We start from the raw sequence: 26,429 nt of genomic DNA, 5'->3' as shown, positions 1-26,429 counted from the left end.
CGTGGCGCGCCGTCAGCACTTCGGCTGGTTCTTCTCCCGCGGCTTCGGACCGCAGGGCTGGGGGCACCCCTACCGGGAGTGGAACCACGACTGGACGAAGCCCGGCCTCTACCAGCAGTCGGCCCGCGAGCTGGAGCAGGCCGGCTTCGAGCTGATCGTGATGGAGGACGCCGTCTCGCTCGGCTCCCCGGAGACGCTCGACCTGCGGGTGCGGGGAGCGTACGGCGGGCCGAAGCACGATCCGCTCCTCCTGGCGCCGTACCTGTTCGCGGCGACCGAGCGGATCGGGCTGGCCCCGACGATCAACGCCGGCATCACGCCCCCGTACCTCGCCGCCCGGCAGGCGGCGACGCTGCAGCACCTCAGCTCCGACCGCTTCGGGATCAACCTGGTCACCGACGTCGGCAGCGCCCGTCACGTGGGCCTGGAGCCGCTGTCGCACGACGCGGCCTACGACCGAGCCGACGAGTGGATGGCGGTCGTCCGCCGGCTCTGGCACAGCTGGGGCGAGGGCGCGCTGGTCGCCGACCCCGAGTCGGGCCGCTACGCCGATGGCACCCGGATCGACGCGTTCCGCCACCGCGGGGAGCACTTCCGCGTGGACGGACCCCTGAACGCCGTCCCCTTCGAGAACGGCGACCCGATCGTCGTCTCCCCCGGCGGGTCTCCGCGCGGCCTGGCCTTCGCCGGCACGCAGTCGGACGTGCAGCTCGCCCTCGCGCCGCTGGAGGCCCGGGCGGTCCGCGACTACCGGGCGCGCGTGCTCGCCGCGGCCGAGCAGCACGGGCGGACGGCGGACGACCTCCGCGTGCTCTTCGTCGTGAAGCCCGAGATCGTGTCGAGCCCGGAGGAGGCCGCGCGCGTCGTCGAGGCGTCGCGCCACCCCGACGAGGACGCGCTGCGGCGGATCGCGCTCGGCTGGTCGAGCGACCTGGAGACCGACCTCACCGGGCTGGACCTGGACCTCCCCGTCCCGCGGTCGGTGTTCGGCGAGCACGTCTCGCACGGCACCATCGCCGGCCTGTACGGCGGCACGGAGGACGCTCCGCTGCGGGAGCTGCTGACCAGGAAGGCGCGCAAGGGCCGCGTCGCCGAGCGCGCCGGCTTCGTCGGCACCGCGGAGGAGTTCGCCGACTTCGTCGAGGAGCTCGGCGACGACGGCGGCAGCGACGGGCTCCTCCTCTCCGGGGACCTGCACCCGGTCACCCTGCACCGGATGCTCGACGACCTCGTCCCCGTCCTGCGCCGCCGCGGGATCCTCCGCGACGAGCTCGCTCCCGGCGGGACCCGCGCCAACCTCTTCGGGACGTAGGGGACCCGCCCCGCCCCAGTCCCTCCTACCGATCGGCCGATCATGACGAACGAACCCGCCTTCAGCATCACCCTCACCCCCTTCGACGAGGACTACTCGCCGGCCCGGAGCTCCCGGATCACCACCAACTTCGCGAATCTTGCCCGCGGCGAGCGCCGCCGGGAGAACCTCCGGACCGCGCTGCGGATGATCGACGACCGGTTGAACGATCTCGTGCCGGGCGACGATCCGAGCCGCGGCCGCTACACGGTCGGGCTCGACATCGTCTCCGTCGGGCTGCGGCTCACCACGGACGGCGAGGACCGGGAGTTCCCCCTGCTGGAGGTCCTGCGCACCCGGATCCTCGACCGCCGCACCGGCCGATGTCAGCCGGGGACACTGGGGAACAACTTCTCCTCCTACCTCCGCGACCACGACTTCAGCGTGCGGCTGCCGGCGGTCAACGCCGCGCAGGCCGGCTTCACCGTCCCCGACGACTTCGGCGTCCTGCACGGCGCGCTCTTCCAGCACTTCCGGGACTCCGCGCAGTACGCGGAGCTCTCGTCGACGCCGCCCGTCATCTGCATCAGCGTCTCGACGAGCAGGACGTACCGGCGCACCGGGACCCTCCATCCGATCCTCGGCGTCGAGTACCGGCAGGACGAGCTCTCGCTGACCGACCGGTACTTCGCGGAGATGGGCCTCGGGGTCCGCTTCTTCATGCCGCCCGGCAGCACGGCGCCGCTCGCGTTCTACTGCGGCGGCGACCTGCTGGAGGACTACTCGGACCTCCAGCTCATCGCCACGATCAGCACGATGGAGACGTTCCAGAGGATCTACCGGCCCGAGATCTACGGCGCGCGCTCGGCCGCCGCCGACGTCTACCGGCCGGACCTGGAGCAGCAGGACTACGTGCGGCCCGCGGTCTCCTACGACCGCGAGGAGCGCGGCCGGCTCGCGGTCGAGCAGGGGCGGTTCGCGGAGGAGCACCTCATGAAGCCGCACGGGGAGCGGCTGCGGCAGTGGGCCGCCGGGTACGCGGGAGCGGTCCGATGAGCGCGCGCGGAGCCTCGACGTCCCTCCCGCTCCTGCCCACCTCGATCGCCGGCAGCCTGCCGAAGCCGTCGTGGCTCGCGCAGCCGGAGACCCTGTGGTCCCCGTGGCGGCTGACCGGCGACGCCCTGGCCGAAGGCAAGCAGGACGCCCTGCGCGCCGCCGTCCACGAGCAGCACCACCGGGGCCTGGACATCGTCAGCGACGGGGAGCAGACCCGCCAGCACTTCGTCACGACGTTCATCGAGCACCTCACGGGCGTCGACTTCGAGCGGCGCGAGACGGTCCGCATCCGCGACCGGTACGACGCGAGCGTGCCGACCGTCGTCGGCGCCGTGGGCCTCGAGAGGCCCGTGTTCGCCGACGACGCCCGGTTCCTGCGCGAGCAGACCGATCAGCCCATCAAGTGGGCGCTGCCCGGCCCGATGACGATGATCGACACCCTCTCCGACCGGCACTACGGGAGCCGCGAGAAGCTGGCGTGGGAGTTCGCGACCATCCTCAACGAGGAGGCGCGAGCCCTCCAGGACGCCGGAGTCGACATCGTCCAGTTCGACGAGCCCGCCTTCACCGTCTTCTTCGACGAGGTGCACGACTGGGGTGTGGCCGCGCTGGAGAGGGCGGCGCAGGGACTCCGCATCGAGACCGCGGTGCACATCTGCTACGGCTACGGGATCAAGGCGAACACCGACTGGAAGGCGACCCTCGGGTCGGAGTGGCGGCAGTACGAGGAGTCGTTGCCGCTCCTCCAGCAGTCCTCTCTCGACATCGTCTCGCTGGAGAGCCACCACTCCCATGTGCCGATGGAGCTGATCGAGCTCGTCCGCGGCAAGAAGGTCATGCTCGGAGCGATCGACGTGGCGAGCGGGACCGTCGAGACGCCCGAGGAGGTCGCCGACACCCTGCGCCGCGCCCTCCGGTTCGTCGACGCGGACCTGCTCCTCCCGAGCACGAACTGCGGCATGGCACCGCTGCCCCGCGACCTCGCCTGGGGGAAGCTCAGCGCGCTGAGCGCGGGAGCAGCGATCGTCCGCGAGGAGCTCGCGCCCTGACCGGCCTCCGGGGGAGACGGGTCACGGCCGGCCCGTCTCCCCGGAGGTCCCGCCCGCCTCACCCCTCCGCTCGCGCCTCCTGCGCCGCGATGTCCTTCATCGCCAGGTCCGCCCGGCGGAACTGGTCCGTCTCCGGGAGCGCGAGGTGCAGTCCGGCGACGGTCGTGAGCGAGACCGTCACCTCGGCCACGGTCACGTCGAGGACGTGCCCGCCCTTCTCGCGGGCGTCGTCGACGTAGTGCAGGTGGTACCCGGGGACCGACACGGCCTGCTCGAACTGCGGAGTGCGGAAGCCCGCGATCGTGCCGCGGGTGTCGGCGATGCCGGTGACGCTCTGGTGGGCGGTCGCCTCGATCAGGGGCGGGTACGGCTCCGTCTGCTCGCCGACGGTCCGGGTGCGGACCTCGGTGAACCGGCCGTCGATCCGCAGGGCGACGGGGATGTTCCCGCCGTCGACCGCGTCGTCGATCAGCCGGGTGAGTCCGGCGAGACCGGTCGGCTCCTCGACCGTGAACGTCGTGGTCGCGTGGAAGGGCAGCACGGCCGCGAAGGGCGTCCGGTCGTCGCCGTCCGCGACCTGGACGGAGCCGTCGCTGCGCAGGTGGTAGCAGACGCCGTCGACGATCACCATCTCGCCGTCCAGGTGGTTGAAGGTGCCCAGCCCGAGGTCGCCGTGGGTGAGCAGCTCGCGGATCGTCAGGTCCCCGTCATACACCCCGGCCAGCAGCGCGGCCATGGTCGAGCTCTGGTAGATCGCGTAGTCGTCGGTCGAGTCGACCGTGTGCGTGCTCATTCGAAGGCGTCCTCGACCAGGTGAGCGGCGATGTCGACGTTGCGGCTGTAGTCCACCGCGACGTCGATGATCGAGACGCCCGGCTCGGCCAGGGACGCCCGGAACGCCTCCTCGAACTCGGCGAGGCCGCTCACCCGCCTGCCCGTGGCGCCGAACGCCGCCGCGAACTTCTCGATGTCGTAGTCGCCGAGCTGGACCCCGGACTTGCGGCCGTACTTCAGCAGCTGCTGGAAGCCGACCATGTCGTAGGTGTCGTCCCGCATGATCACGTGCGTGAACGAGAGGCCGAGCCGCGTCGCCGTCTCGATCTCCGTCGCGGAGAACAGGAACCCTCCGTCACCCGAGACGGAGACCACCGGGGTCCCGGGGCGCAGGAGGCTCGCCGCCATGCCCCACGGGAAGGAGACGCCGAGGGTCTGCTGCCCGTTCGAGAAGAGCAGGTGCTTGGGCTCGTACACCCGGAAGTGCCGGGCCATGAAGATGTAGTTCGAGCCGATGTCGCAGGCCACGGTGGCGTCGTCCGAGAGCAGGTCGCGCATCAGGAGCACGAGGCGGGCGGGATCGACGGTCCCGGGAGCCGCCTCGGCCGTCCGCGCCGCGTCGTCGATCCGCTCCAGCTCGCTCCGGTGCCGGGCGACCCGGTCGGCCGCGTCCTCGTCGAGCTGCAGGCCGGAGACGAGGGGCGTGAGGGCCGCGACCGTCTGCGCGAGATCGCCCTTCAGCTCCAGCGCCGGCAGGTAGTGGTTGTCCAGCGGGGCGTCGACGGAGTCGATGTGGACGATCCGGCGGTCGACGTCGCTGTTCCAGATCACCGGGTCGTACTCGACGGCGTCGTAGCCGATCGCGACGACGAGGTCGGACTCGGCGAGGGCGAGGTCGGCGGGCTGGTTCTTGAAGAGGCCGACGCGGCCCAGGTAGTGGTCCTCGAGCTCGCGGGAGACGAGGCCGGCCGCCTGGAACGTCTCGATCACCGGCAGCTCCGTCTCGCTGATCAGGGCCCGCAGGGCCGCGACGGTCTCCGGCTCCGACGCGCGGAGGCCCACGAGGAGGACGGGCCGCTCCGCGGTGTTGATCAGGTCGGCGGCGTGCGTGAGGTCCTCGGCGCGCGCCGGACCGCTCGTCGGCCCCGTGGCCGCCCGGGTGATGACCTGCGAGGTCGGCGCGGCCATCACGCTGGCCGACAGGACGACCGCCGCGGCGCCGCGGGGCTCGGTGACCGCGGCGCGGAAGGCGTTGCTGACCGCCTCCGAGACGTCGTCCGGATCCGTCGACTCGACCGTGTACTTCGTCACGGTGGTGAGGAAGGCGGCCGCGTCCATCGACTGGTGCGTGCGCTTGAGGCGGTCGGAGAGCTGCACGGCCCCGGCGAGCGCGACGACCGGGTCCTGCTCCGTGTTGGCCGTGAGCAGGCCGGTGGCGAGGTTGGTCGTGCCGGGGCCGGAGGTCACGAGGACGACCCCCGGGCTGCCCGTGAGCCGTCCCACCGCGGCGGCCATGAAGGCGGCGTTCTGCTCGTGCCGGCAGACGATCAGCTCCGGCCCCTCGTCGGCGAGGACGTCGAAGACCGCGTCGATCTTCGCTCCCGGGATCCCGAAGACGTACTTCACGCCGTTGGCGGTCAGGGTCTCGATCACCCGCCGTGCACTGCGCGTCTCGACGTTCGGCTGCTCCATGGTCGGCTCCGCTCTCTCCTCGGTTGTACCGACGAGCGTAGGAACGGGGGCACCCGGAGCGACCCGGTCAGATGACTCGTTCCCACCGGTGCATCTCCGGCGGCGTACCGATCTCAGTGACGGAGCGCTCGGGCGGGACACGCCCGGCTCCCCCGCCGACGGTCTGCTCCGAGAGTCGTCCGACGCTCGCCGCGACGTCCTCGGCCGTGATGGACTTGCGCGCATGATGATCTCTCCGCGCGAGTCCGCGCACGACACGAAGGCAGGCGTCTGATGGCCGAGGAGCGCGCGATCCTCGCGGGCGGATGCTTCTGGGGGCTCCAGGAGCTCATCCGCGACATGCCGGGCGTCTTCAGCACCCGCGCCGGGTACGCCGGCGGCAGCACGCCGAACGCGACCTACCGCCACCACGGCGACCACGCGGAGGCGGTCGAGATCGAGTTCGATCCCGAGCATCTCTCCTACCGCGACCTGCTCGAGTTCTTCTTCCAGGTGCACGACCCGACGACGAAGAACCGTCAGGGCAACGACATCGGCACGGCCTACCGCTCCGTGATCCTCTTCCTCTCGCCTGAGCAGGAGAGGGTCGCGCGCCAGACGATCACCGAGATCGACGCGTCGGGCCGCTGGCCCGGACCGGTCGTCACCGAGGTCGAGCCCGCCGGCGAGTTCTGGGACGCCGAGGAGGAGCACCAGGACTACCTGCGCAAGCACCCCGGCGGCTACACCTGCCACTGGGTCCGGCCGAAGTGGGCGCTCGACGCCTGATCCCGGTCACGCGGGACGCGGGGCCCCGGGCTCCGCTCCCGCGGGCACGGCTCGCGCGCGGTGCGCGAAGAGAAGCACGACGGCGACCGCCGAGAGCACCAGGGCCGGCGTCGGGGCCCAGGCCGGAGCGAGCGTCACGGTCGCCGCTCCGACGACGGCCCCGCCCGCGAGGCTCGCGACGATGAGCGCCTGGAGGGTCCTCGACCCGGACGAGCGCTCGGCGAGCTCCTGCATCAGGCTCGTGAGCGTGCCCGTGACGAACGTGGTCGTCAGGCCGGCGGCGCCGGAGATGCGCTTCGCGAGCACGGTCTGCAGCCCCAGCGCCGCCGCGCTGGTCGCGATGAACGCGCAGTCCACGAGCAGCGACGTGCCGCCCTGCACCGTCGGCCAGGCGACCGCGACGGCGAGCTGCAGGACGACCCCCACGAGCGCGATCGCGCGGAGCGGACGTCTCCCGTCGCCGGTCGACGGCGTGCGCGCCCGGGTCGTGCGGAACCCGGCGTAGACCGCTCCGGCGAAGAAGACGATCGCCGTGACCGCTCCGGCCGCGGTCGTCAGCCAGGCGGAGCGGGGGTACAGCCCCAGCAGCACCAGGTTGCCCGTCATGTTCGCGGTGAAGATGCCGCCGAGCAGGAGGAACGCGAACGCGTCGGTCGCGCCCGAGGCGATGGCCAGCAGCACCAGGGCGAGCCTGAGGCGCGCGGGGCCGGTCACCGCCGTCACGCGAGGCCCTCAGCCATGGAGCTGCCGCCAGGTGACGATCTGCTCGCCGCGGAGCTCGTAGCTCCCGAAGCAGCGGAGCCAGTGGCCCTCCCCCGTGTCCGAGCGGAGGTGCAGGGCGTGCTCGGTGAGGACGACGCTGCCGGCGACGGCGATCGTGACGAGGGCGATCCGGATCTCGGTGAACGCCCGGTGGACCTCGTCGCACATCTCGAGGACCCGCGCCCGCCCCGCGATCTCCTGCGAACTCGACGCGCTGTAGACGACCTCCGGATGCAGGAACGGGATGAGCTGGCGGCTGTCGCGAGCGCCCCACACCTCGAGGAAGTCGCGCACGACCAGCTCGTTCTCGATCATCGCGACGCCCCGCACCGACGCGTCCTGCCAGCTCTCGGCCATGGGTCCTCCCGCCGTCCCCGCACCGACACTCGTCGATGGCGACGAGCCTGCCCGAGAGCGCCCCGGGCGCCTACGCGTCGGATGACCCGATCTCCCCGCCGGCGGGCTCACCGCGCGTGGGCCGTCGCCAGCTCGCCCCAGTGCGTCGTCGCCCGGAGCGAGAGGGCGTCGCGCTTCATCGTCCACACCGGCCCCGTGCGGATGCCTGCCAGCCCGAGGCCGACCGCGGACCGGCCGTGGCGCTTCGTCACGGCGTCGATGGTGGCGCCGAGGCCCTTCGTGTCGAAGGCGGTGTCGAAGATCTCGAGCAGTGCGTGGGAGTTCCGAGGCGACAGGTTCGTGAGGATGACGCCGGCCCGCACGTAGCGCGCGCCCTCCCGCAGCCGCGGGCGCAGGGTGCCGATCGCGGCCCTCACCATCGCCACCGGGTCGTCCGTGGGGACGGGGAAGCCGGCCAGGCCGCCGGCGGACTCGTAGGGCGCGTCCGCGAACGGCGACGTCGACGCGAACGCGCTCATCGTCCTGGTGACCGACTCCTGAGCGCGGAGGCGGTGGGCGGCGCGCTGCGCGTAGACGGAGAGCACCTGCTCCATGTCCGCGATCGTCGTCACGGGAGTGGCGAACGACCGGGAGAAGATCAGCTGGTCACGGACGGTGCGAGCGGCCTCGAGGGGGATGCAGTCGACGCCGCGCAGCTCGTAGACGGAGCGCTGCAGGACGACCGAGAACTTCTTGCGGATCAGCGCGGGGTCCGCGTCGCGGAGGTCGCGGACGGTGTGGATGGACAGCTCCGCGAGGCGCTTCCCGGTGCGGCCGGCGACTCCCCACAGCTCGGTGACGTGCTGGGAGGCCATCAGCGCGTCGAGCTGCTCGGGTGTGTACCAGTCGGTGTCGCAGACGCCCCCCAGGCGCGGGTGCTTCTTCGCTCCGCCCTTGTTGACGAACTTCGCGAGCGTCTTGCTCGGGCCGAAGCCGACGCAGACGGGCAGCCCGACGTTCTTCGCGACGGCCGCCCGCATCGCCCGGCCGACCTTCGCCCGCTCCGCCACGTCGCCGTCGACGCCGAGGAAGGACTCGTCGATCGAGTACACCTCCTGCCAGGCGGAGTAGCGGCCCAGCAGCTCCATCACGCGCGCGGACAGCTCGCCGTACAGCTCGTAGTTGCTGGAGCGGGCGATCACGTCCGGGAGGCGACCGGAGCGGATGAGCGGCTCGATCTGGAACCAGGGCGTGCCGTTCTCGATCCCGAGCCTCTTCACCTCGTCGGAGCGGGCGACCACGCAGCCGTCGTTGTTCGAGAGGACGACGACCGGTCGGCCCGCGAGCCTCGGATCGAACAGCCGCTCGCAGGAGACGTAGAACGAGTTCACGTCGACCAGGGCGATGCGCCGCTCAGAGCGCACGGTGCAGCCGGTGGAGGCAGACGGTGACGACGCCCCACACCTGGAGGTCGCTCAGCTCGGCGACGTGGATCGGCGGGTACTCCGGGTTCTCGTCCCGCAGGACCACTCCCCCGGAGTGCAGCTCGAGGCGCTTGACGGTCAGCTCGCCGTCGAGGATCGCGATGACGACGCTCCCGTGCGTCGGCGTGATCGACCGGTCGACCACGAGCTCGTCGCCGTCGCTGATGCCCGCGCCGACCATGCTCTCGCCCGAGACACGGACGATGAACGTCGACGTCTTGTCGCGGATCAGGTGGTCGTTGAGGTCGAGGGACCCGTCGAAGTAGTCCTGCGCCGGCGACGGGAATCCCGCCGCCACGGCCTCGCTGGTGACGAGGAAGGTGACGGCGACGGCGTCCGAGGCCGGAGTCGCGATGCGCTCCACGACAGTCACGCTCATGGTCGGCTCCCTCCTCATCGCATCGAACGTGTGTTCGAACGCGTCCGAGTGTAGGTCGGGGGCACCGACATTCGGGAGGCGCTCGGCGCCGTCCTCGACCGCTCCCGGGGACGATCACCGGCGACGCCGCTGGGCGCCCGGAGGAGTGGCGCGTCGGCCGACGCGAGTCCAGCCTCCCTGGAGCCTTCTCCGGCACGATCCGACCTCATCCCCTCGGAAGGAGCTCCTCTCATGCGCGCATCCCGTCCTCTTCCCGGCGACCCCTGGCCGTCGGAGATGGTCATCACGGTCGAGGACAACCCCGCGGCGCTGCTCGAGCTCCTCTGGATCCGCGAAGCGTGGGGCTTCACTCCGGCGGGCGACGGGCCGCCGCCGCTCGAGCGGTCCCCGGAACGGGTCGGGTCGGCGGAGCCCGGCGCCGACGAGCAGCGCGCCTGGCCTCAGCTGTGGCAGGACTGCGTCGAGCATCTGGCGGTCGAGACCGGCCCGCTCCTCCGGCAGCTCTCCAGCACCTCCGACGGATCGCTCGAGCGCGCACGCCTCCTCGACCTCGCTCGCGGGCCCGGCTGGCGCGAGCGCTTCCGCGACGACTCCCTCGGAGCCCCATTCCGCGCCTGGCACGACGAGCTGCGGTCCGCCCGGATGGACGCGCGGGACGTCCCGCTGGACGCCGCCCCGGAGCGGCGCTGCCTCGGCTCCCTCGTCCCCGCCTGGGAGGCCGGACTGAGGACGGTGGTCACCCTCCCCTGCCGCGGCGAGTACACGCGCGCCGTCTCCGGCTCGGTGCTGCTCCTGACCGACAGCGACCACCGGGACCCGGACCGCTACGCGGCCGCGCTCCGCCGGTTCGCCGACGGCTCGCCGGAGTGACGGGGCACGGATCTCCGGATCGGATGAACGCTCGCGCGCTCCGGACGGTATCCCCCTCCGAGCCGCCGATCTCCGGCGACCGCAAGTCTCGAGGAGTGCACGATGACCAGGAACATCAGAGTCGGTATCGCAGCTGTCGCCGTCGCGGGCGTGATGGCGGTGGCACCCGTGCTCGCCGGAGCGAGCAGCGTCGCTCCCGCCGCGGCGACCAGCGACTCCAGCAGCGCGTCGGACAGGAACCTGATCAACGCGGTCCGCTCCGTGGCGGCGAAGCTGCGGGTCGTCGGACTCTCCGACGGCGGCACGAAGCTCGTGCAGTTCAACCCGACCAAGCCCGGCAAGGTCACCAACCGCGTCGCCGTCAGCGGCCTCACCGGCGGCGACACCGCGCTCATCGGCATCGACTACCGGGTCCAGGACGGCGCCCTCTACGGCGTCGGGGACAACGCGGCGAGCGCCGGCGTCTACTCCATCAACCCGTCCACCGGCGCGGCCACCCAGGTGACCCGTCTCACCGTGGCGCTGAGCGGCACCTCCTTCGGCGTCGACTTCAACCCCGCCGCCAACGCGCTCCGCGTGGTCAGCGACACGGGCCAGAACCTCCGTCAGCCGTTCGCCACCGCGGGCGCCGCGACGGTCGCCGACGGCACGCTCAGCTACGCCGCGCCCGCCGTGGCCACCGGTGTCGCCGGGGCCGCGTACACGAACAACGACCTCGACGCGAACAGCGCGACCACCCTGTTCGTCCTCGACACGGCCCTCGACCAGATCGCGATCCAGTCCCCGGCCAACGCCGGCACCCTGGCGCCGACCGGGAAGCTCGGCCTCGACGCAGCGGGTGCGACCGGCTTCGACATCTACTCCGTCCTCCGCAACGGCAGCTCCATCGGCTCGGTCGGCCTCGCCGCCGTCAACGGGTCGCTCTACGAGATCGGACTGCTGAACGGCACGGCGACTCCGCTCGGCGCCATCGGCGCGAACGTCACGGACATCGCCGTCCCGCTCGTCCAGCGCTGACCCGAAAGGCTCCCGGCGACCGCGCCCCTGCCGACCGACGCTCCCGGTGAGCGCCGGTCGGCAGGACGCCGGTCGGCAGGACGCTCCGGCGGGCCGCCGGGGCCGAGAGCCCTCGTCGGAAAGTTCACTCAGCTATGCATCACCGTTCACCCACCGACGCGGCGATCAGGAGTGAGATGAGCGTGCCCCTTTCCGGGGTCTCACCTCTCAAGGAGTCCACGACGTGACACGACTGTTCCGCTCCGCGAACCGCGGACGCTCCGCTCTGGCCCTCTCGGCCGCTGCTCTGGTCTGCGCCGCCGCCCTGGCCGCACCCGGCGCCGCCACTGCCGTCGGTGCCGCCGACCTCTCCGCCACCGGCGGAGCGGCCCGCATCTCCCCGGTCGACGCCGACCTCTCCGACTCGCTGCGCGCAGCGGTGAAGGAGCAGGACGCGAAGAACGTCATCCTCCTCATCGGGGACGGCATGGGCGATTCGGAGATCACCGTCGCCCGCAACTACCAGTACGGAGCGGCCGGCCGCTTCCCCGGGATCGACGCCCTGCCGATCACCGGCCAGTACACGACCTACTCGCTCTCCCGCGCGGACGACCCGGCGACGGGCGCCGTCAAGGGCGCCCCGGACTACGTGCCCGACTCCGCCGCCACCGGCAGCGCCTGGGCCACCGGCACCAAGACCTACGACAACGCCATCTCGGTCGACATCGACCAGCAGCGCAAGGACACCCTCCTCGAGATCGCGAAGGCGAACGGCCTGAAGACCGGCAACGTCACCACCGCCGAGATCCAGGACGCCACCCCGGCCGTGCAGGCCGCTCACGTCGACGCCCGCAGCTGCTACGGACCCGACAGCGCGAGCTGCGGCGACGACGCGCTGGAGAACGGCGGACTCGGCTCGATCAGCGAGCAGATCCTCGACACCCGCGCCGACCTGACCCTCGGCGGAGGCTCGGCCAGCTTCGCGCAGGTCGCCCGCGCCGGCGACTGGAGCGGCGAGCCGCTGTTCCAGCAGGCCGCGGAGCGCGGCTTCCAGGTGCTCGGGGACGCCACGACTGCCGCCACCGCCGCGCAGCTCGACGCGCTGACCGTCGCCGACCAGGACGCGCCCGTGCTCGGACTGTTCAACTCCGGCAACCTGCCCGTCCGCTACGCGCCCACCCCGGCGACGGTCGGCGGAGCGGACGCCGCCCCGCAGACCTGCGTCGCGAACCCCGACCGTCCGGCCGAGCAGCCGACGCTCCGCTCCATGACCGAGAAGGCGATCGACCTCCTCGACACCGGCGACAAGGGCTTCTTCCTCCAGGTCGAGGGCGCGAGCATCGACAAGCAGGACCACGCCGCGAACGCGTGCGGCCAGATCGGCGAGACCGTCGACCTCGACGAGGCCGTCCAGGCCGCGCTCGCGTTCGCCGAGGCGGACGGGAACACCCTCGTCATCGTCACCGCCGACCACGCCCACTCCAGCCAGATCGTCGACTCGACCCCGCCGACCTCGCTCAGCACCGCGCTGAAGACCGCCGACGGCAGCACCATGAAGGTGTCGTACGGCACCGCCGCCGAGGGCGGATCGCAGCAGCACACCGGAACGCAGCTGCGCATCGCCGCCTACGGGCCGGGCGCGGCGAACGTCGCCGGGCTCACCGACCAGACCGACACGTTCTTCACCATCACGAACGCGCTCGGAGTGGACCGCGACATCCGCTCGATGAGCTTCGGAGCCACCGCCGAGCTCTCCGGCTCGTCGTTCGCCCCCGGAGCCGACGTCACCCTCACCGCGAAGGGCTTCAACGGGGACACGCAGCTGATCGGCTCCGCGCCCCTCTTCACGGACCGCACCGCGACCCGCGACCTCGCCGGCGGCGGCCTCACCGTCACGGCGAAGGCGCCCACCACGCCCGGCGACTACAGCGTCACGGTGACCGGCGACCAGACCGGCAAGGCGATCACCCTGCCGTTCACCGTCACCGAGCGCCCGAAGTCGAGCACCCCCATCACCGACAAGGTCAAGGACCTCGGCGGGAAGCTGATCGACAAGATCCGCCAGCACTGAGCACTCGTCGGCCCGGCTCCTCTGGAGGAGCGCGGGCCGACGGAGTCGCAGGAAGGGCCGTCCCTCGGGGCGGCCCTTCCTCGCGTCCGGAGGGATCGGCACGACCGAGCGGGCCGGGTGAGCCCGCCGTTCGATCAGGACGCGTCGGCTCCCGGCGACTCGCGACGCGGCACGGCCCCCGCGCGATGCACGATCGAGCGGATCAGCGCCTCGAGCAGGAGCGCCGCCCCGGCGAGCGCAACCGAGGCGGCGACCACCGACTCCGTCCAGGGCGTGGTGTCGTACGACTGGTAGCCGACGAGCGCGGGAGCGATCGCGAACGTCGCGACGAGGTAGCCGGGCAGCGTCGATCCGATCAGGAGGACGAAGGACGCGGCGCGGAGGGGCGACGTCCTCGCCATGAGGACCGCGAGCGCGAGAAGAGCGGTGGGCGCGACCAGTCCCAGCACGACCGCCGGGAGCATCGCCTGCAGGATCGTCGGTGCGCCGAGGATCCCGGACAGGACCGCGTGCAGGCCGAGGCAGCCGAACGCCGCGGCGACCACGATCCGCATCACCGCGACCGGGCGCCGCCGTCCCGGACCGACCGCGGCGAGGACGGCGAGAGCGACGAGGAGGTCCCCGATCCCGAGCAGCTGCGCTGCCGATCCGACGTTCTCCCACGGATCGGCGGGCCACGAGTAGTCGTACCGGTGGTCCTCGATCGCCTGCTCGCCCAGGATCGGCCCGGCGACGGCCCAGCGCTGGACGGCTGCGAGCTGCTGCAGCCCGGCCGAGGCGAGCAGCAGGGCGCCGGCCGCGATAATCCCGCTCGAGCCCCGCTCACGGGCTCCGGGACGTCCTGACTCCGCTGCTGTCATGCGGCCACGGCAGGGGCCGGGGCGTCCGGCACGGGTGGCCGGGAGGAGAACGTCTCGCCGCGATCGGTCTGCGCGAGACGCCTGCGCGCGATCCGTCGGGACCGGCCCCGGCACCGGTGGGGGATGCTCCGCGGGCCCGTTCCGAGGCCGACGCATCCTCCGCGCACCGGCCCCTGCCCTGTTGCGGACATGTCCGCTAGAGGCTGTTGTCGGCGGTGGGACCGGGTGCCACTGTTCGGAGACGGCCGCCCACGGTCGACCCGATCGAAGGCTCCAGCATGCGCTCTCCCTCCGCCTCCCGCCCGACCGACCCGGACGCCGGTACGGCCCGCTCGACCCCTGAGCGGAGGACGAGGCCTCGGCCGGCGCTCGGCCTGCTCGCACTGACGGCGACCGTCGCGCTCCTCCTCGGGACCACGGCTCCCCTGTCCGCGGTCGCCGCGGCTCCCGCTGCGACCGGTGTCGTCGGCTGGGGTGACGACTCCAGCGGGCAGGTCGCTGCGCCGGCCGGGCTCACCGACGCGACGGCGATCGCCGCGGGCGGCTCCCACAGCCTCGCCCTGCGCAGCGACGGCACCGTCGCCGCCTGGGGCGAGGACAGCAGCGGGCAGGCCACCGTGCCGACCGGTCTGGACGACGTCGTCGCCGTCGACGCCGGCGTGAACCACAGCCTCGCCCTGCGGAGGGACGGGACCGTCACCGCCTGGGGCGACGACGGCGACGGGCAGGCCACGGTGCCGGACGGGCTCGCCGGCGTCACCGCCATCGCCGCCGGCGGCTACCACAACCTCGCCCTGCACGGGGACGGGACCGTCACCGCCTGGGGATACGACTTCTCCGGACAGGCGACCGTGCCGGACGGGCTCAGCGGAGTCGTCGCCATCGCCGCCGGCCGCTTCCACGACCTCGCGCTGCACCGCGACGGCACCGTCACCGCCTGGGGAGACGACGCCTTCGGGCAGACCGACGTGCCCGCGGGACTCACCGGCGTCACCGCCGTCTCCGCCGGAGCCTCCCACAGCCTCGCGCTGCGCTCGGACGGGACCGTCGTCGCCTGGGGCAGCGACAGCGACGGCCAGTCCGACGTCCCCGACGGCCTCGCGGACGTCACCGCCGTCGCCGCCGGCGGGTACCACAGCCTCGCTGTGCGCCGCGACGGCACCGTCACCGCCTGGGGCTACGACGGCTTCGGCGAGGCCTCCGTGCCGGCGGGACTCACCGGCGCCACCGCCGTGTCCGGCGGCAGCTTCCACAGCCTCGCCCTCGGCGCTCGGCCCGTCTTCACGGCCGACGCCCCTCCGGCGACGGCGCCTCTCGGAACGCCCTTCTCCTACACGTTCGCCACCGGCGGCGCGTCGACGTTCGAGCTCGCCTCCGGGTCCCTTCCGGCCGGCCTGACCCTCACCTCCGCGGGCGTCCTCTCCGGCACCCCGACCGTCGAGGGAGCGTCCTCCTTCAGTGTGTCCGCCCGCACCACCTTCGGCACCACCACCGGCGCGCCCCACACCCTCACCGTCGGACCGGCGGCGACCGCTCCGACCCTCTCGGGGACGGCCGCGGCCGGCGTGGTCGGCTCCGCCTACGACTTCACGTACACGGCGACCGGATCCCCGGCGCCGGTCGTCACCGTCGCGTCGGGCACTCTGCCTCCCGGGCTCGCCCTCGACGGCTCAGGCCGCCTCACCGGCACCCCGACCACCGCGGGGACGTACGGCTTCACCCTCCGCGCGGTGAACCCGGCGGGCACCGTCGAGGCGGCGAGCACGCTGACCGTCTCTCCGCAGAAGGCGACCACGAGGGCCGACCTGCGCGTCGACGTCTCCGCTCCGACCACCGCGGTGAAGGGGAGGACGTTCACGTACACGCTCATCACGAAGAACGCCGGACCCTCCGCGTCGACGTCCGTCTTCTCGAAGGTGGTCCTCCCCCCGACCGTGCAGTTCGTCTCCGCCACGGGCTCGTACAGCCGCATCGGGAGCATCGTGATCTTCCCGCGCTCGAGTCTCGCGAACGGGCGGACCGTCACCGAGAGGATCACCGTCACGGCCACCGGCACCGGCACCGCGACCGCCTTCGCCGCCGCGTTCTCGGTCAGGACGCCGGACCCGTCGATCCGCAGCAACACCGACACCGCCGCGACGACCGTCCGCTGACGGCGGGCGCAGGAGGACGGCGGGCGGGCCTCCGGGATCGCCCGCCGTCTCGATCCGCGGGTACGGATGCATCCGGGGAATTCCCGCCCACCGGCGCCCGACCCGCGGAGGGGCGCGCCTAGAGCACGTCGACGATCGCGGCGAACGTCCGGTCCGGATCTTCGAGCTGCATGTCGTGGTGCACGCCCGAGAGCCGGCGCACCTGCCAGCCCCGCTGCTCGAGCCGCGCGGCCAGGGCGTCCGGCAGCACCGCCGGCGACTGGTCGGAGAGCACGATCGTCGACGGGACCGCCGGCGCCTCGACCGGGACCGGGTGGAAGGCGACGTCCCGGAACACGCCGACAGCCATCCGAGAGTCGAACCGCTTCTTCGCGTCGTCGAGGAGCGCGCGGGTCCGAGGGCTGTAGGCGGCGCGGACCGCGGCGCCCGCCCGCGCCTGTCCGAGCTGGGCGAGGCCGAGCGACAGGAGCGGCACCGCCCAGAACAGCCGTCCGGCGAGGCCGCTCGTCGGCAGCGACAGGGCGAACCCGGGATCGAGGTAGACGGCCCGGCCGGGCGCGAGTCCGGCGACGGCGCGCTGCAGCACCGCGCCGCCGAGCGAGTGGCCGACCACGCTGTCGAGTCCCGCCGGCAGCGACTCGACCAGATCGGCGGCCATGTCGTCGATCCGGTAGGACTCCGCCCGCGGGCTCGCGCCGTGCCCGCGCAGATCGACGGCCGTGACCGTGTAGCGGCCGGTCGCGACGAGCCGCTCGACGAACGGCCCCCAGGTCGTCGCCGACGCGCCGAGGCCGTGCACCAGCCCGACGTGTCGCGGTCCGGATCCGGTGGTGATCGTCTGCAGGAGCATCCCCTGATCCTGCCCGAGACGGCGGTGCCGAGTGCAGGGAGAGACGAGGCCGACCGGGACCGCGGGCCGGGCCGACGGGGACGCTCGAGCGCCTCCGCTCACTCGTCGTCGTCGACGAACGGTGGGAACGGTCCGATGTCGCCGGTGCGGAGGTTCCCGTAGTAGCTCGGCACCCAGGCCTCCTCGGGGACCCGCCCGACCACCGGCGACACGATGACGACGTGATCGAGGAACTCCTGCTCCCACACGAGGCAGTCCCGGTAGATGTGCCCGCGCAGCGGCCCGTCCACATCACGGGCCGGCAGCTCCCTCGCGTGGACGGGGAGGAAGAGCGCGTTGACCGGCGTCATCGTGATCGTGTGGTCGATGTGGGGCTGCTCCGCCTCGACCTTGTCGAGCATCGCGTCGACGAGCTGCTGAACGCCGTTGCTCACCGTGTCCTCGCTTCCTCGTCCGGGGCCCTCCGCGTCCGCGAGGCCGGCTCGCGACGACCGTACCCATCCCGCGCCGCCCGGCTGAAGCCCGTGGCGCAAGCATCGGGGGCCGCGTCGCGAACCGCTCGGACGGCGTCGACGGGCGACCGGAGGACCGGGCCGGTCGACTGCGCACCCAGCGCCGATCCTCCTTCGGAATGCCCACCGGACAGGGGCCTCCACAGGGGGTCCGCCCGGGTGCGGTCCGGGCCTACGCTCGCCCCATGCATCTCCGCACTGTCGCGATGAGGCCTGGCGCCGCCGCTCTCGGGCCGGTCGGCGCGCCCCCACGGACCGCGCTGGACGACGTGCTCGCCCACCTGGTCGCGGCGCTCGCGATCGGATCCGGCCTGCTGCTGGTGCCGGCGGGCGTCGGCGGAGTGCCGCTCCTCGCCACCGGATCGACCGGAGCGAGCGCCTTCGAGGCGTGGGCGCTGATCCGGACGACGGTGGCCCTGCAGATCGGCATCGCCGTGCTCGCGATCGGGCTCGGCGCCGTGGCGCGGACGCGCGGAGCCGCAGGGACACGAGCGGAGCGCTGGTGCGTGGTGGCCGCGGTGAGCGCCGCGATCGGCGTGGTCCTGCTGGTCGTGCCGCCGGTCTGAGGAGCCTCCGGAGAGCGACGACCACCGGCCCGTCGGAATCGCCGCGCCCGGCCGTGACCGAACCGTCACCTCGCGCCGCGCGGCGTGATCGGATCGTTGCAGGATCCGGCACAGGCTGAGGTTCCGCATAGGACACACTCGGCCACAGGGGGCGATCGTCCCCCGCTCATGGGGAAGCCGACCGCGATCAGCGGCTCGGAGAAAGCAGGAATCGTGCGTTCTGCGCGACGACGCCACGGCGTCACCATCATCACCACTGCGGCACTGCTGGGGGCGCTCGCGTTCCCGTCCGTCGCCCTGGCCACCGAGGTCGTCCCTGACGCCGCCTCGAGCCCCGCACCGGCCGAGCCGGCTCCCACCGCGGAGCCCACCGCCACTCCGGAGCCGACCGCGACTCCGGAGCCGACTCCGACCCCGGCGCCCACTCCGGCTCCGACCACCGCGCCCGTCGAGAGCGCGCAGTCGCCCCTGGCGATCGCCCTCGACCGCACCACCTACGAAGCGGGCTCGGCGTTCTCCGCGATCCCGTCGGCGGAGGGCTGGGCCGGCGGCCTGGACGTGTCCGGGACCGGTTTCCAGCCCGGCACCGTCGCCGTCGTCGTGCTCCGCGACGGCGACTCGGAGGAGGCCGTCACCACCAGCGTGATCACCGCCTCCGGCGAGCTCCGCCTCCGGGACTGGCTCCCCACCGACGCGGACGGCGTCGCGGTGGACCCCCATCTCCCGCTCCCCGGCGAGACGATCTCCGTCATCGCGGAGGGACTCGACGCCTCCGGCGCCCGTGTCGCCTCCGATGCCGTCGAGCTGACCGTGACGCAGCCCGACACGAGCGTCGTCTTCCAGAACCGGGAGGACGGCGGGGTGCTCCCGGCCGGTGCGGACATCCAGGTCGGAGAGTTCCGGATCCACGGCGTCGTCGCCTCGTTCCGCGGATTCGACCGCGGCGAGGACGTGTCCGTCACGCTCACCGCGCCCGACGGCAGCACCTCCGCCCTCGTGCCCCCCGCGCCGACCCCGCTCTCGGGCGAGGCCTTCGTCCTGCTCGACGCCGACACCATGGCGGACCAGCTGGGCACCTTCTCCGTGACCGCCACGGGAGAGACCAGCGGACGCTCCGTGACGTCGTCGCTCGAGCAGGTTCCCTCGCGCACCGCGATCCAGATCTGGCCCCAGGGGGCTTCGCCCGAGCCCGCCCCGGCGGACGGACAGCCCACCAGCGGTGGCGCTCTCCTCGGCTTCGGCGCGGACGAGACCGTCTCGATCGGCGTCTTCTCGACCTCGGGTGCGCGCCAGACGCTCACGGGCGGCGGCTCGAGCCTCGAGGTCGGCGTCGACGCGCTCGGCTGGAGCCTGATCTCCCTCGGCGAGTACCCGCTGCAGGACCCGGCGAGCGAGATCTACTGCGTCATCGCCCGCGGCACGTCGAGCGGTCTCGTGGCGAGCACCTCCTACGACTACACGCTGACGGAGGAGGACCCGATCGTCGGAGAGGCCGACTGCTCCGCCGCGGTCGCCGCCGTCACGGCGCACCCTGCCGGCGCCGGGCCCGCAGTGCACCCGGCCGGCTCCGGACCCGCTGCGCAGACGGGCGGCCACCGCCCTGTCCTCGCCTCGACCGGCGTCTCGACGACCGCGCCGCTCGCCCTGGCCGCCTTCGGCATCCTCGGTGGCCTCGCCCTGACGGTGCGCCGCCGCCGCGCGTAGACGGCCGCGCACCGCGCACGACGAAGGCGCCCGGGCACACCGCCCGGGCGCCTTCGTCGTCGCGAGACCCGTCGGGTCAGTCGGACGGCACCGCGCAGGTCTCCTCCGCCGCGGTCTGGCCAGGAGCGTCGACGGCGACGGGAGCGGGATCCGTCGGAGCCGAGCCGCCGTCCGCGGGCGCCTCCTCCGCGGGCGCCTCCTCCGCGGGCGCCTCCTCCGCCGGAGCGTCGGATGCGAGGGTCACCGGCTGGTCGTTCAGGACGCGGTTCATCAGCTCGGCCCCGACCTCGGCGTTCGGCACGACCTTGCCCGGATAGTCCGGGTCGTCGAGCGCCGGGTACTGCACGAACACCATCTTCGAGAGGTCGACGTCCTTCAGTGCGAGGGCGAGCGAGATCATCGTCGCCGGGCTCGTGAGCGACGTCGACAGGTGCACGTTCGACGAGGTCGCCTGCGCGAGTCCGTAGAGGGCGGGGATGTTCGAGAGGGTGTCGGCCGAGCGGACGGTGCGCATCAGGGAGGCCAGGTACTGCTGCTGCGACGAGATGCGGCTGAGGTCGCTCTGGTCGCCGACGCCGTGGCGGCTGCGGAGGAACGAGAGGGCCATCGACCCGGAGACGGTGGAGGTGCCGGCGGGCAGGTCGAGGCCCGAGTCGGTGTCGAGGATCGGACCCGTGAGGCAGATCGGGACGCCGCCGACGGCGTTGCTCATCTCGATGACGCCGTTGAAGGACACCCAGCCGGCGTAGGGCACCGTCAGGCCGGTGAACTGCTGCAGGGTGTCGTTGACGCAGGCGAGCCCGCCGTACTGGAACGCGGAGTTGAGCGGGACGCCGGCGGCGGCCTCGGTGACGACGCCCGTCTCGGGGTCGGTGCAGGCGGGACGGTCCAGGATCAGGTCGCGCGGGAAGCTGATCACCGTCGCGCTGCGGTGGTCGGCCGAGACGTGGAGCAGGATGTTCACATCGTTCAGCGTGTCGTCGCGGACGCCGAAGGAGTCGCCCTGCGTGGCGTCGTTGTCGGTGCCGACCACCAGGACGTCGAAGCCGCCCTCGACCGCGCCCATCTGCACGTTCCCGGCGGTGGGAGGAGCGACGCCCAGATCGACCGCGTTGTCGGCGACGTTCCGGCTGATGCTCACCGTCGCGATCGCCACGAGCGAGGTGGCGCTGACGGCGAGGACGCCGACCACCGCCGCGATCCCGACCACCACTGTCCGCACCCCGGACCGCCGCCGGAGCCGCCCGTGCCGCACCGCGCGCTCGTGAACCCTCATGCGCTCCCACCCCTCGCCCCGCCCGCCCGTTCGCGGACGCAGTCGCTCGCCAGTGTAGGCAGGCCCCCTCCGATGCGGCGCGGAACGGCCCTGCTACCGTCGTGCGCGCATCGAGGAGCGGAGGAGGAGCCGTGGAACGCCGAGTCGTCGATCCCGTCACGCAGATCGAGTGGATCGTCCCGCCGTTCGCGACCGAGGAGGACACCCTCGCCCGCGCGCGGGCCGATCGGGAGGGGCGGCTCGCCGACCTCCGCCTGTACCCGGACCACTGCGCGGAGTATCCGCTCTGGGCGGTCGACGGCCCGATCGACGATCCGGGTGCGATCGGCGTCCCGGAGGCCCTGCACGGACCACTGCTCCGCTGGCAGGAGCTCTGGGCGTCCGGATGCGACGTGTTCGAGGGCTGGAGGAGCGCCGAGGCGGAGGAGCGCTGGCTCGCCCTCGGCCGGGAGCTGCACACCGAGCTCGAGGCCGCCCTCTGGCTGACGACCCGGGTGCTCGCCTGCTTCTGAGGGCTGCTGCCCGGGCATCCGCGCAGAAGCCGCCGGCGCAACCCGTCCCCGGACCGGCCCCCGCGTGCCTACCCTGGACGGTGCGCTCTCCTCGTCTTCTGCAGCAGGTCGTCGGCAAGCTCGGCGGGCAGCGGCCCGCGGCCCCGGTGAGCCGTCGAGCGCAGCGCGCGCTCCTCGCCGAGCAGACGATCCGCGGAGTGCTCGAGCTGGCCGTGCGGCTGGGCGAGACGCTGCTCTCGCTGGGGTCCGCGGCCGCCGAGGTGACCGAGACGATCCAGCGGGTGTGCCGCGCCTACGGCATCGAGTGCCAGGTCGACCTCACCTTCACGTCGATCCTGGTCGTGCACGACGGAGGCGACGACTCCCCCAGCGTGAGCGTGCTGCGCGTCGTCCCCTCCCGCAGCGCCGACTACGAGCGGCTCGCCCGCGTGACGGCGCTCGTCACCGCCATCACCGAGGGCTCGCCGGAGGTGCGCGTCGCCGACGCCGTCGACTCCGCCGAGGCCCGCGAGGAGGCCCGCCACCAGTTCGAGGCCGCGCACGATCGGCTCGACGCGATCCTCGTCCAGCCGCACCGCTACCGCCGCGGAGTCGTCACCCTCACGCTCGCGCTGATGGCCGCGGGCGTCGCGCTCCTGCTCGGGGGCGGCCCGCTCGTCGTGCTCCTCGCCGCCGCGACGGCCGCCGCGATCGACCTGGTCAACCAGCTGCTCGCCCGCTGGGGCCTGCCCGCCTTCTTCCAGCAGATCGCCGGCGCCGCGCTGGCGACCGGAGTGGCGGTGGTGCTGCTCGCGGTCGTGCCGCGGCTGCCCGTGGAGCTGGCGGTGCTGCCGCCCGCGCTCGTCGTCGCGTCGGGGGTGGTCGTGCTCCTCGCCGGGCTCTCGTTCGTGGGAGCGGCGGACGACGCGATCAACGGGTTCCCGATCACCGCGGGCGGCCGGCTGCTCGAGGTCGGGCTGCTGACGCTGGGCATCGTCGTCGGCATCGCCGTGGTGCTCGACGGCGCGCGCTCGCTCGGGGTCGAGCTGGTGCTGGTCGACTCCTACGCCCGCCCCTGGCCGGCCGCCGTGCAGGTGCTCGGCGCCGGGGTCGCGGCCGGCGCCTGGGCGCTCTCGTCGCACACCCCGCCGCGGCCCGCGCTCATCGCCGCCCTCACCGGAGCCGGCGCGTTCCTCGTCTCCGACTCGCTGACCACCTCGGGCTTCGCGCCGCTCATGGCCAACGCCCTCCCGGCGCTGGCGATCGGCCTGCTCGGCGAGATGCTGGCCGAGCGGATGCGGGTGCCCGCCGTGGTGACGACCGCGTGCGCGATCGTCCCCCTCCTGCCCGGCCTCACCCTCTACCGCGGCGTCCTCGGCCTCACCTCGAACGCCGGCCCGAGCGCCGGGATCGAGCTCCTGCTCCAGGCGGGCATGATCGCGCTGGGCCTCGCCGGCGGAGTCACGCTCGGCCGGATCGCCTACCGCCGCCTGCGCACCCCGATCGTGCGCGCGGTGGCGCCGGTCCGCGCCCGGACCCGCCGGGACCGCGGGATCGAGCAGGCCCTCGCCGCCGACGTCCTCTATCCCGACGGCGCCGAGGCCGGGCAGGCGGACACCGCGCAGGTCGTCACGGCGCCGAGCAGCGGATCCGGCCTCACGGCGTCCGACCCGTCGGCGCCGGCCGCGGTCGACCACGCGCCGCTGCCCGATGAGCCGGCGCCGGCCGCCGAGGAGCCGTTCACCCGCACCGGGATCGTCCCGATCGTCAGCACGATCGGCGTGACGGAGCCGGTGCCGATCGTCACCGAGGAGGATCCGGCCGACCGGGGCTGACGACAGGGCCTGCTCCCGCGGTCGGCTCCTCGCCGCAGAGGCAGGCGCCGCGCCGGTCAGTCCGCGCCGCCCCGCACGACCGCGGTCCGGCGGGTGTCGATCACGATCACCGAGCCGAGCACGATCAGGGCGAGCGACACCGAGGCGAGCGTGTCGGTCAACCAGTGGTAGCCGAGGTAGAGCCGGGCGACGATCTGGCCGGCGATCATCCCGAGCGAGAGCGCGAAGCCCCCGATCATCCAGCTCCGGGAGGAGCGGCGGGAGGCGAGGAGGAACGTGGTGATCAGGAAGAAGTCGCTCACGCCGGTGACGTGGCCGGAGGGGAACGAGAACGTGCCGTCGGGCCCGAGCAGCATGTACTCGACCGGCGGGCGCATCCGCATCACGAGGTGAGCGGCCAGCTGCACGCTGAGCATCCCGACGAGCATGCCGCCGGCCAGGAGGATCGGCCGCCAGAGGTGGCGGGCGAGGACGAACCAGAGCACGAGCACCGCCAGGATGATGACCGGCAGGTAGACCGGCCCGAAGACGGTGGCGAGCGCGTCCATCACGACCGTGCCCTCGGCGGAGCGCTTCTCGCGGAACCACTCGGCGACGACCGGATCGAGGACGGTGAGGCCGGTGCCGCTCGCGACCTGCGCGGTGAAGGCCGCGAAGAGGACGACGCCGACACCGATGAGGCCGAAGCCGGCCCGGTCGAGGCCGCGGCGCTCCTCCAGGGCCATCACGCGCTCCTCCACGAGGAACCGCTGGTGGAAGCGGGCGCGGCGCGAGAGGGCGGGGGCGGTCATCCGCTCACCCTAGGGCTGCGGAGGCGCCGCCGACCGGGCCTTTCGCTCAGCGTCCTGCCGCGTAGTGCGTCTGGATCTGCTCCGGCGTGAGGACCGTCGAGTACACCGCGGCGTAGCGCAGGCTCCCGCCGAAGTACGAGGAGCCGACGTTCGGCCACTGGCCGCCCAGGCTGTCGTATCCGATCTTCCAGGTGCCCGTCGTGTTCTCGGCCGTGCGGTACGTGCTGTTCGAGGCGACCTTCACGCCGTCGACCCAGAGCGCGATGCCCGCCGTCGGCGAGAGCGTGGAGACGACGTGGTGCCAGAGCCCGTCGTTGACGGCTCGGGTGCTCGTGATGGTCTGCGCGGCGCCGTTGTAGACGCCGAAGACGAGCTTGCCGTCGGCGCCGATGTAGGTGTGGCGGTCGTACTGGCCGCCGGGAGCGGTGGCGCCTGCGCTGAAGCTGAAGAGCTTGCCGCCGGCGTTCGTGGTCTTGAACCAGATCTCGGTGCTGAAGGTGCCGGGGTTCCTGATCTCCAGCGGCGTGCTCAGGTACTGGTTGGTGCCGTTCGGCGTCCACGAGCCGCCCGCGTCGCGCGGGCAGGCCTTGGGCGTCGCGGCGGAGCTGACCATCGCGGTCGGGAAGAGGCTGGTGGAGCGGTAGGTGCCCGGGTACTGGCCGGAGTCCGTGTCGGGCGCGGTCGTCGATCCGCTCGGCTGCGCGAGCGTGTAGGCGAAGAGCGCGGCCCCGCGGTCGGCGGCGAGGGCGCCGTCGCAGGTGAAGAACGCGGCGGCGCTGCCGACCGTGTTGGTCGAGTTCAGGATCGACGCGGTGTACGCGCCGGAGGTGGCGGGGGCGGTGAGCAGCACGGCGGCCAGGGCGGCGGCGGCGAGGGCGGCGACGACAGACCTCGGGCGGGCGAGGAGGGTGCGCAGCCGCGCGGCCGGCGAGGCGGCGGAGAGGCGGTGCCGGCTCATGCCGTCTCCTCCTCGCGGGCGGCGCGGCGGCCGCGCTCGGCGGTCCGCTCCGGCTCGCCGGGGAGGCCGACGAAGACCGTGTAGAGCACCGGGATCGCGCAGAGCAGGACGAAGAGGACCCAGCCCCAGAACGGCAGGTGCAGAGCGGAGGAGAGGGCGTAGGCGTCTCCGTCGTGCGCCGGGATCTGCAGGCGGCCGACCTGTCCGGAGACCAGGTCGACGGGGTCGGCGCCCTCGGCGCTCACGCGGATGGGGAGGACGCCCGTCGAGACGAGCGTGGCGTTCGTCGTGCCGCTGTCGACCGTGGCCTCGAGGACGACGATGCCGACCAGCGGGCGGAGCACGAAGACGGTGACGGACGCGACGAGCGAGAGGCCGAGGATCCGCATCGACGCCCGCTGGGTGGGCGAGGCGATGAAGCGGGTGAGCAGCTGCACGAGGACGGCGCCGATGATCAGCAGCGGCAGGCCGCGCACGAGCCAGCCGAGCACCGGCAGCGCCGTGGTGACGACTCCGATGAGCTGGTCCTGGCCGGTGGCCCACGGATCGACGGCTCCGTTGATGTCGCCCTGGGTGCGGAGCGTGCCGTCGTCCGCGATCTCGACGACCCGGTGGGTGTAGGTCTCGTCGGGCGTGGTGGTGGGGTGGAAGCTGACCGCGTCGCCGACCCGGACGTCCTCGAGGGCCGTCGGCTCGGTGAGGACGAGGGTGCCGACCGGGGCGGCCGTGCCCATGGAGGGCGTCTGCACGATGAACCAGCGTCCGCCGGACGCGTGGAACAGGAGCGCCGCCGCGACCAGGACGGCCAGCAGAGCGGTCGTCGTCCCGATCAGGGCGGTGCGGAGGAGGGACCGGCGGACGCTGGTTCATCGTGCAGACGCCCTCCATGGGCACGGCCGCCCCGG

Annotated in this window: 25 protein-coding genes; 12 read left to right on the top strand and 13 right to left on the bottom strand. The window is 73.1% G+C overall.

The features are described from left to right. Nucleotide 1 precedes the first annotated feature (1 nt). From C5D66_RS12820 to C5D66_RS12810, 3 genes are read left to right on the top strand one after another with little or no spacing between them, the layout of a single operon-like run. Nucleotides 2-1,312 carry an LLM class flavin-dependent oxidoreductase gene (locus tag C5D66_RS12820; protein WP_104255914.1) on the top strand — a complete coding sequence of 437 codons (1,311 nt, stop codon included), beginning with the start codon at nt 2-4 and terminating at the stop codon, nt 1,310-1,312. 42 nt (nt 1,313-1,354) lie between these two features. Continuing rightward, nucleotides 1,355-2,347 (top strand): putative oxygenase MesX, encoded by a 993-nt coding sequence (locus tag C5D66_RS12815; protein WP_104238886.1) that lies wholly within the window; start codon nt 1,355-1,357, stop codon nt 2,345-2,347. Next, nucleotides 2,344-3,396 (top strand): methionine synthase, encoded by a 1,053-nt coding sequence (locus tag C5D66_RS12810; protein WP_104255915.1) that lies wholly within the window; start codon nt 2,344-2,346, stop codon nt 3,394-3,396. Before C5D66_RS12815 ends, C5D66_RS12810 begins: the two co-directional genes overlap by 4 nt. Nucleotides 3,397-3,454: 58 nt before the next feature. Here C5D66_RS12810 and budA read toward each other — a convergent pair whose 3' ends face one another. Further along, nucleotides 3,455-4,189, bottom strand: a complete 735-nt coding sequence (budA, locus tag C5D66_RS12805) for an acetolactate decarboxylase (RefSeq protein WP_104255916.1) — start codon at nt 4,187-4,189, stop codon at nt 3,455-3,457. Continuing rightward, nucleotides 4,186-5,862 carry an acetolactate synthase AlsS gene (alsS, locus tag C5D66_RS12800; RefSeq protein WP_104255917.1) on the bottom strand — a complete coding sequence of 559 codons (1,677 nt, stop codon included), beginning with the start codon at nt 5,860-5,862 and terminating at the stop codon, nt 4,186-4,188. Before alsS ends, budA begins: the two co-directional genes overlap by 4 nt. A 273-nt stretch (nt 5,863-6,135) precedes the next feature. On the opposite strand from alsS, the gene msrA reads away from it, so the two are divergent. Continuing rightward, on the top strand, nt 6,136-6,630 hold the full coding sequence (gene msrA / locus C5D66_RS12795) for a peptide-methionine (S)-S-oxide reductase MsrA (RefSeq protein ID WP_104255918.1): 495 nt from the start codon (nt 6,136-6,138) through the stop codon (nt 6,628-6,630). 6 nt (nt 6,631-6,636) lie between these two features. On the opposite strand, the gene C5D66_RS12790 is transcribed toward msrA, so the two are convergent. From C5D66_RS12790 to C5D66_RS12775, 4 genes are all read right to left on the bottom strand, one after another. Then, a complete protein-coding gene (locus tag C5D66_RS12790) occupies nt 6,637-7,353 on the bottom strand; it encodes a YoaK family protein (RefSeq protein ID WP_104274393.1) in 717 nt (238 codons plus the stop codon). Nucleotides 7,354-7,362: 9 nt separating this feature from the next. Continuing rightward, nucleotides 7,363-7,749 carry a nuclear transport factor 2 family protein gene (locus tag C5D66_RS12785; protein WP_104255920.1) on the bottom strand — a complete coding sequence of 129 codons (387 nt, stop codon included), beginning with the start codon at nt 7,747-7,749 and terminating at the stop codon, nt 7,363-7,365. Nucleotides 7,750-7,856: 107 nt separating this feature from the next. Continuing rightward, entirely contained in the window at nt 7,857-9,152 is a 1,296-nt protein-coding gene (locus C5D66_RS12780; RefSeq protein WP_104255921.1) for a Y-family DNA polymerase, read from the bottom strand. Continuing rightward, entirely contained in the window at nt 9,142-9,591 is a 450-nt protein-coding gene (locus C5D66_RS12775; RefSeq protein ID WP_104255922.1) for a LexA family transcriptional regulator, read from the bottom strand. Before C5D66_RS12775 ends, C5D66_RS12780 begins: the two co-directional genes overlap by 11 nt. Before the next feature lie 231 nt (nt 9,592-9,822). On the opposite strand from C5D66_RS12775, the gene C5D66_RS12770 reads away from it, so the two are divergent. From C5D66_RS12770 to phoA, 3 genes are all read left to right on the top strand, one after another. Continuing rightward, on the top strand, nt 9,823-10,461 hold the full coding sequence (locus tag C5D66_RS12770; protein ID WP_104255923.1) for a hypothetical protein: 639 nt from the start codon (nt 9,823-9,825) through the stop codon (nt 10,459-10,461). A gap of 102 nt (nt 10,462-10,563) precedes the next feature. After that, complete coding sequence (locus C5D66_RS12765) at nt 10,564-11,478, top strand: DUF4394 domain-containing protein (RefSeq protein ID WP_219812916.1); 915 nt, start codon at nt 10,564-10,566, stop codon at nt 11,476-11,478. Nucleotides 11,479-11,701: 223 nt separating this feature from the next. Beyond that, complete coding sequence (phoA, locus tag C5D66_RS12760) at nt 11,702-13,528, top strand: alkaline phosphatase (protein WP_258061344.1); 1,827 nt, start codon at nt 11,702-11,704, stop codon at nt 13,526-13,528. A 134-nt stretch (nt 13,529-13,662) separates the two neighbouring features. Here phoA and C5D66_RS12755 read toward each other — a convergent pair whose 3' ends face one another. Further along, entirely contained in the window at nt 13,663-14,388 is a 726-nt protein-coding gene (locus C5D66_RS12755; RefSeq protein WP_104255924.1) for a hypothetical protein, read from the bottom strand. A 278-nt stretch (nt 14,389-14,666) separates the two neighbouring features. On the opposite strand from C5D66_RS12755, the gene C5D66_RS16855 reads away from it, so the two are divergent. Beyond that, nucleotides 14,667-16,541 (top strand): DUF11 domain-containing protein, encoded by a 1,875-nt coding sequence (locus C5D66_RS16855; RefSeq protein ID WP_146079293.1) that lies wholly within the window; start codon nt 14,667-14,669, stop codon nt 16,539-16,541. Between the two features lie 118 nt (nt 16,542-16,659). On the opposite strand, the gene C5D66_RS12745 is transcribed toward C5D66_RS16855, so the two are convergent. Together C5D66_RS12745 and C5D66_RS12740 are read right to left on the bottom strand one after the other, a co-directional pair. Continuing rightward, nucleotides 16,660-17,391 (bottom strand): alpha/beta fold hydrolase, encoded by a 732-nt coding sequence (locus C5D66_RS12745; RefSeq protein ID WP_104255925.1) that lies wholly within the window; start codon nt 17,389-17,391, stop codon nt 16,660-16,662. 98 nt (nt 17,392-17,489) lie between these two features. Continuing rightward, nucleotides 17,490-17,825 carry a hypothetical protein gene (locus C5D66_RS12740; protein ID WP_104255926.1) on the bottom strand — a complete coding sequence of 112 codons (336 nt, stop codon included), beginning with the start codon at nt 17,823-17,825 and terminating at the stop codon, nt 17,490-17,492. A 263-nt stretch (nt 17,826-18,088) separates the two neighbouring features. Between C5D66_RS12740 and C5D66_RS12735 the strand changes: the two genes are divergently transcribed. Beyond that, nucleotides 18,089-18,469: a hypothetical protein gene (locus tag C5D66_RS12735; protein ID WP_146078433.1), complete on the top strand. Its 381-nt coding sequence runs from the start codon at nt 18,089-18,091 to the stop codon at nt 18,467-18,469. 213 nt (nt 18,470-18,682) lie between these two features. Further along, nucleotides 18,683-20,173 carry a hypothetical protein gene (locus tag C5D66_RS17230; protein WP_181028803.1) on the top strand — a complete coding sequence of 497 codons (1,491 nt, stop codon included), beginning with the start codon at nt 18,683-18,685 and terminating at the stop codon, nt 20,171-20,173. 76 nt (nt 20,174-20,249) lie between these two features. On the opposite strand, the gene C5D66_RS12725 is transcribed toward C5D66_RS17230, so the two are convergent. Next, nucleotides 20,250-21,449, bottom strand: a complete 1,200-nt coding sequence (locus tag C5D66_RS12725) for an LCP family protein (RefSeq protein WP_104274396.1) — start codon at nt 21,447-21,449, stop codon at nt 20,250-20,252. A gap of 131 nt (nt 21,450-21,580) precedes the next feature. On the opposite strand from C5D66_RS12725, the gene C5D66_RS17225 reads away from it, so the two are divergent. Further along, on the top strand, nt 21,581-21,961 hold the full coding sequence (locus C5D66_RS17225; protein ID WP_104324363.1) for a hypothetical protein: 381 nt from the start codon (nt 21,581-21,583) through the stop codon (nt 21,959-21,961). Nucleotides 21,962-22,041: 80 nt separating this feature from the next. Next, entirely contained in the window at nt 22,042-23,775 is a 1,734-nt protein-coding gene (locus tag C5D66_RS12720) for a threonine/serine exporter ThrE family protein (RefSeq protein ID WP_181125765.1), read from the top strand. Nucleotides 23,776-23,831: 56 nt separating this feature from the next. Here C5D66_RS12720 and C5D66_RS12715 read toward each other — a convergent pair whose 3' ends face one another. The 3 genes from C5D66_RS12715 to C5D66_RS12705 are packed head-to-tail and all read right to left on the bottom strand — an operon-like array spanning nt 23,832 to nt 26,273. Continuing rightward, the gene (locus tag C5D66_RS12715; RefSeq protein WP_104255932.1) at nt 23,832-24,566 is read right to left on the bottom strand and encodes a phosphatase PAP2 family protein; all 735 of its coding nucleotides are present in this window, start codon (nt 24,564-24,566) and stop codon (nt 23,832-23,834) included. Nucleotides 24,567-24,612: 46 nt separating this feature from the next. After that, a complete protein-coding gene (locus C5D66_RS12710) occupies nt 24,613-25,524 on the bottom strand; it encodes a LamG domain-containing protein (protein WP_104247132.1) in 912 nt (303 codons plus the stop codon). Then, entirely contained in the window at nt 25,521-26,273 is a 753-nt protein-coding gene (locus C5D66_RS12705; RefSeq protein ID WP_146083081.1) for a S26 family signal peptidase, read from the bottom strand. The genes C5D66_RS12710 and C5D66_RS12705 overlap by 4 nt, the downstream gene beginning before the upstream one ends. Nucleotides 26,274-26,429: the final 156 nt, after the last annotated feature.

Source organism: Rathayibacter sp. AY1B4, assembly GCF_002932815.1.
Taxonomy (GTDB): domain Bacteria; phylum Actinomycetota; class Actinomycetes; order Actinomycetales; family Microbacteriaceae; genus Rathayibacter.
Note: the sequence above shows the minus strand (reverse complement) of the source record. Positions and strands in the feature narration are given on the sequence as shown.

Coding starts and splice junctions, on each gene's coding strand:
- msrA (WP_104255918.1), top strand. CDS start 6,136: ATGGCCGAGGAGCGCGCGATCCTCGCGGGCGGATGCTTCTGGGGGCTC.
- C5D66_RS12710 (WP_104247132.1), bottom strand. CDS start 25,524: ATGAGCCGGCACCGCCTCTCCGCCGCCTCGCCGGCCGCGCGGCTGCGC.
- C5D66_RS12715 (WP_104255932.1), bottom strand. CDS start 24,566: ATGACCGCCCCCGCCCTCTCGCGCCGCGCCCGCTTCCACCAGCGGTTC.
- budA (WP_104255916.1), bottom strand. CDS start 4,189: ATGAGCACGCACACGGTCGACTCGACCGACGACTACGCGATCTACCAG.
- C5D66_RS12775 (WP_104255922.1), bottom strand. CDS start 9,591: ATGAGCGTGACTGTCGTGGAGCGCATCGCGACTCCGGCCTCGGACGCC.
- C5D66_RS16855 (WP_146079293.1), top strand. CDS start 14,667: ATGCGCTCTCCCTCCGCCTCCCGCCCGACCGACCCGGACGCCGGTACG.
- C5D66_RS12765 (WP_219812916.1), top strand. CDS start 10,564: ATGACCAGGAACATCAGAGTCGGTATCGCAGCTGTCGCCGTCGCGGGC.
- alsS (WP_104255917.1), bottom strand. CDS start 5,862: ATGGAGCAGCCGAACGTCGAGACGCGCAGTGCACGGCGGGTGATCGAG.
- C5D66_RS12815 (WP_104238886.1), top strand. CDS start 1,355: ATGACGAACGAACCCGCCTTCAGCATCACCCTCACCCCCTTCGACGAG.
- C5D66_RS12735 (WP_146078433.1), top strand. CDS start 18,089: ATGCATCTCCGCACTGTCGCGATGAGGCCTGGCGCCGCCGCTCTCGGG.
- C5D66_RS12725 (WP_104274396.1), bottom strand. CDS start 21,449: ATGAGGGTTCACGAGCGCGCGGTGCGGCACGGGCGGCTCCGGCGGCGG.
- C5D66_RS12810 (WP_104255915.1), top strand. CDS start 2,344: ATGAGCGCGCGCGGAGCCTCGACGTCCCTCCCGCTCCTGCCCACCTCG.
- C5D66_RS12755 (WP_104255924.1), bottom strand. CDS start 14,388: ATGACAGCAGCGGAGTCAGGACGTCCCGGAGCCCGTGAGCGGGGCTCG.
- C5D66_RS12785 (WP_104255920.1), bottom strand. CDS start 7,749: ATGGCCGAGAGCTGGCAGGACGCGTCGGTGCGGGGCGTCGCGATGATC.
- C5D66_RS12745 (WP_104255925.1), bottom strand. CDS start 17,391: ATGCTCCTGCAGACGATCACCACCGGATCCGGACCGCGACACGTCGGG.
- C5D66_RS12770 (WP_104255923.1), top strand. CDS start 9,823: ATGCGCGCATCCCGTCCTCTTCCCGGCGACCCCTGGCCGTCGGAGATG.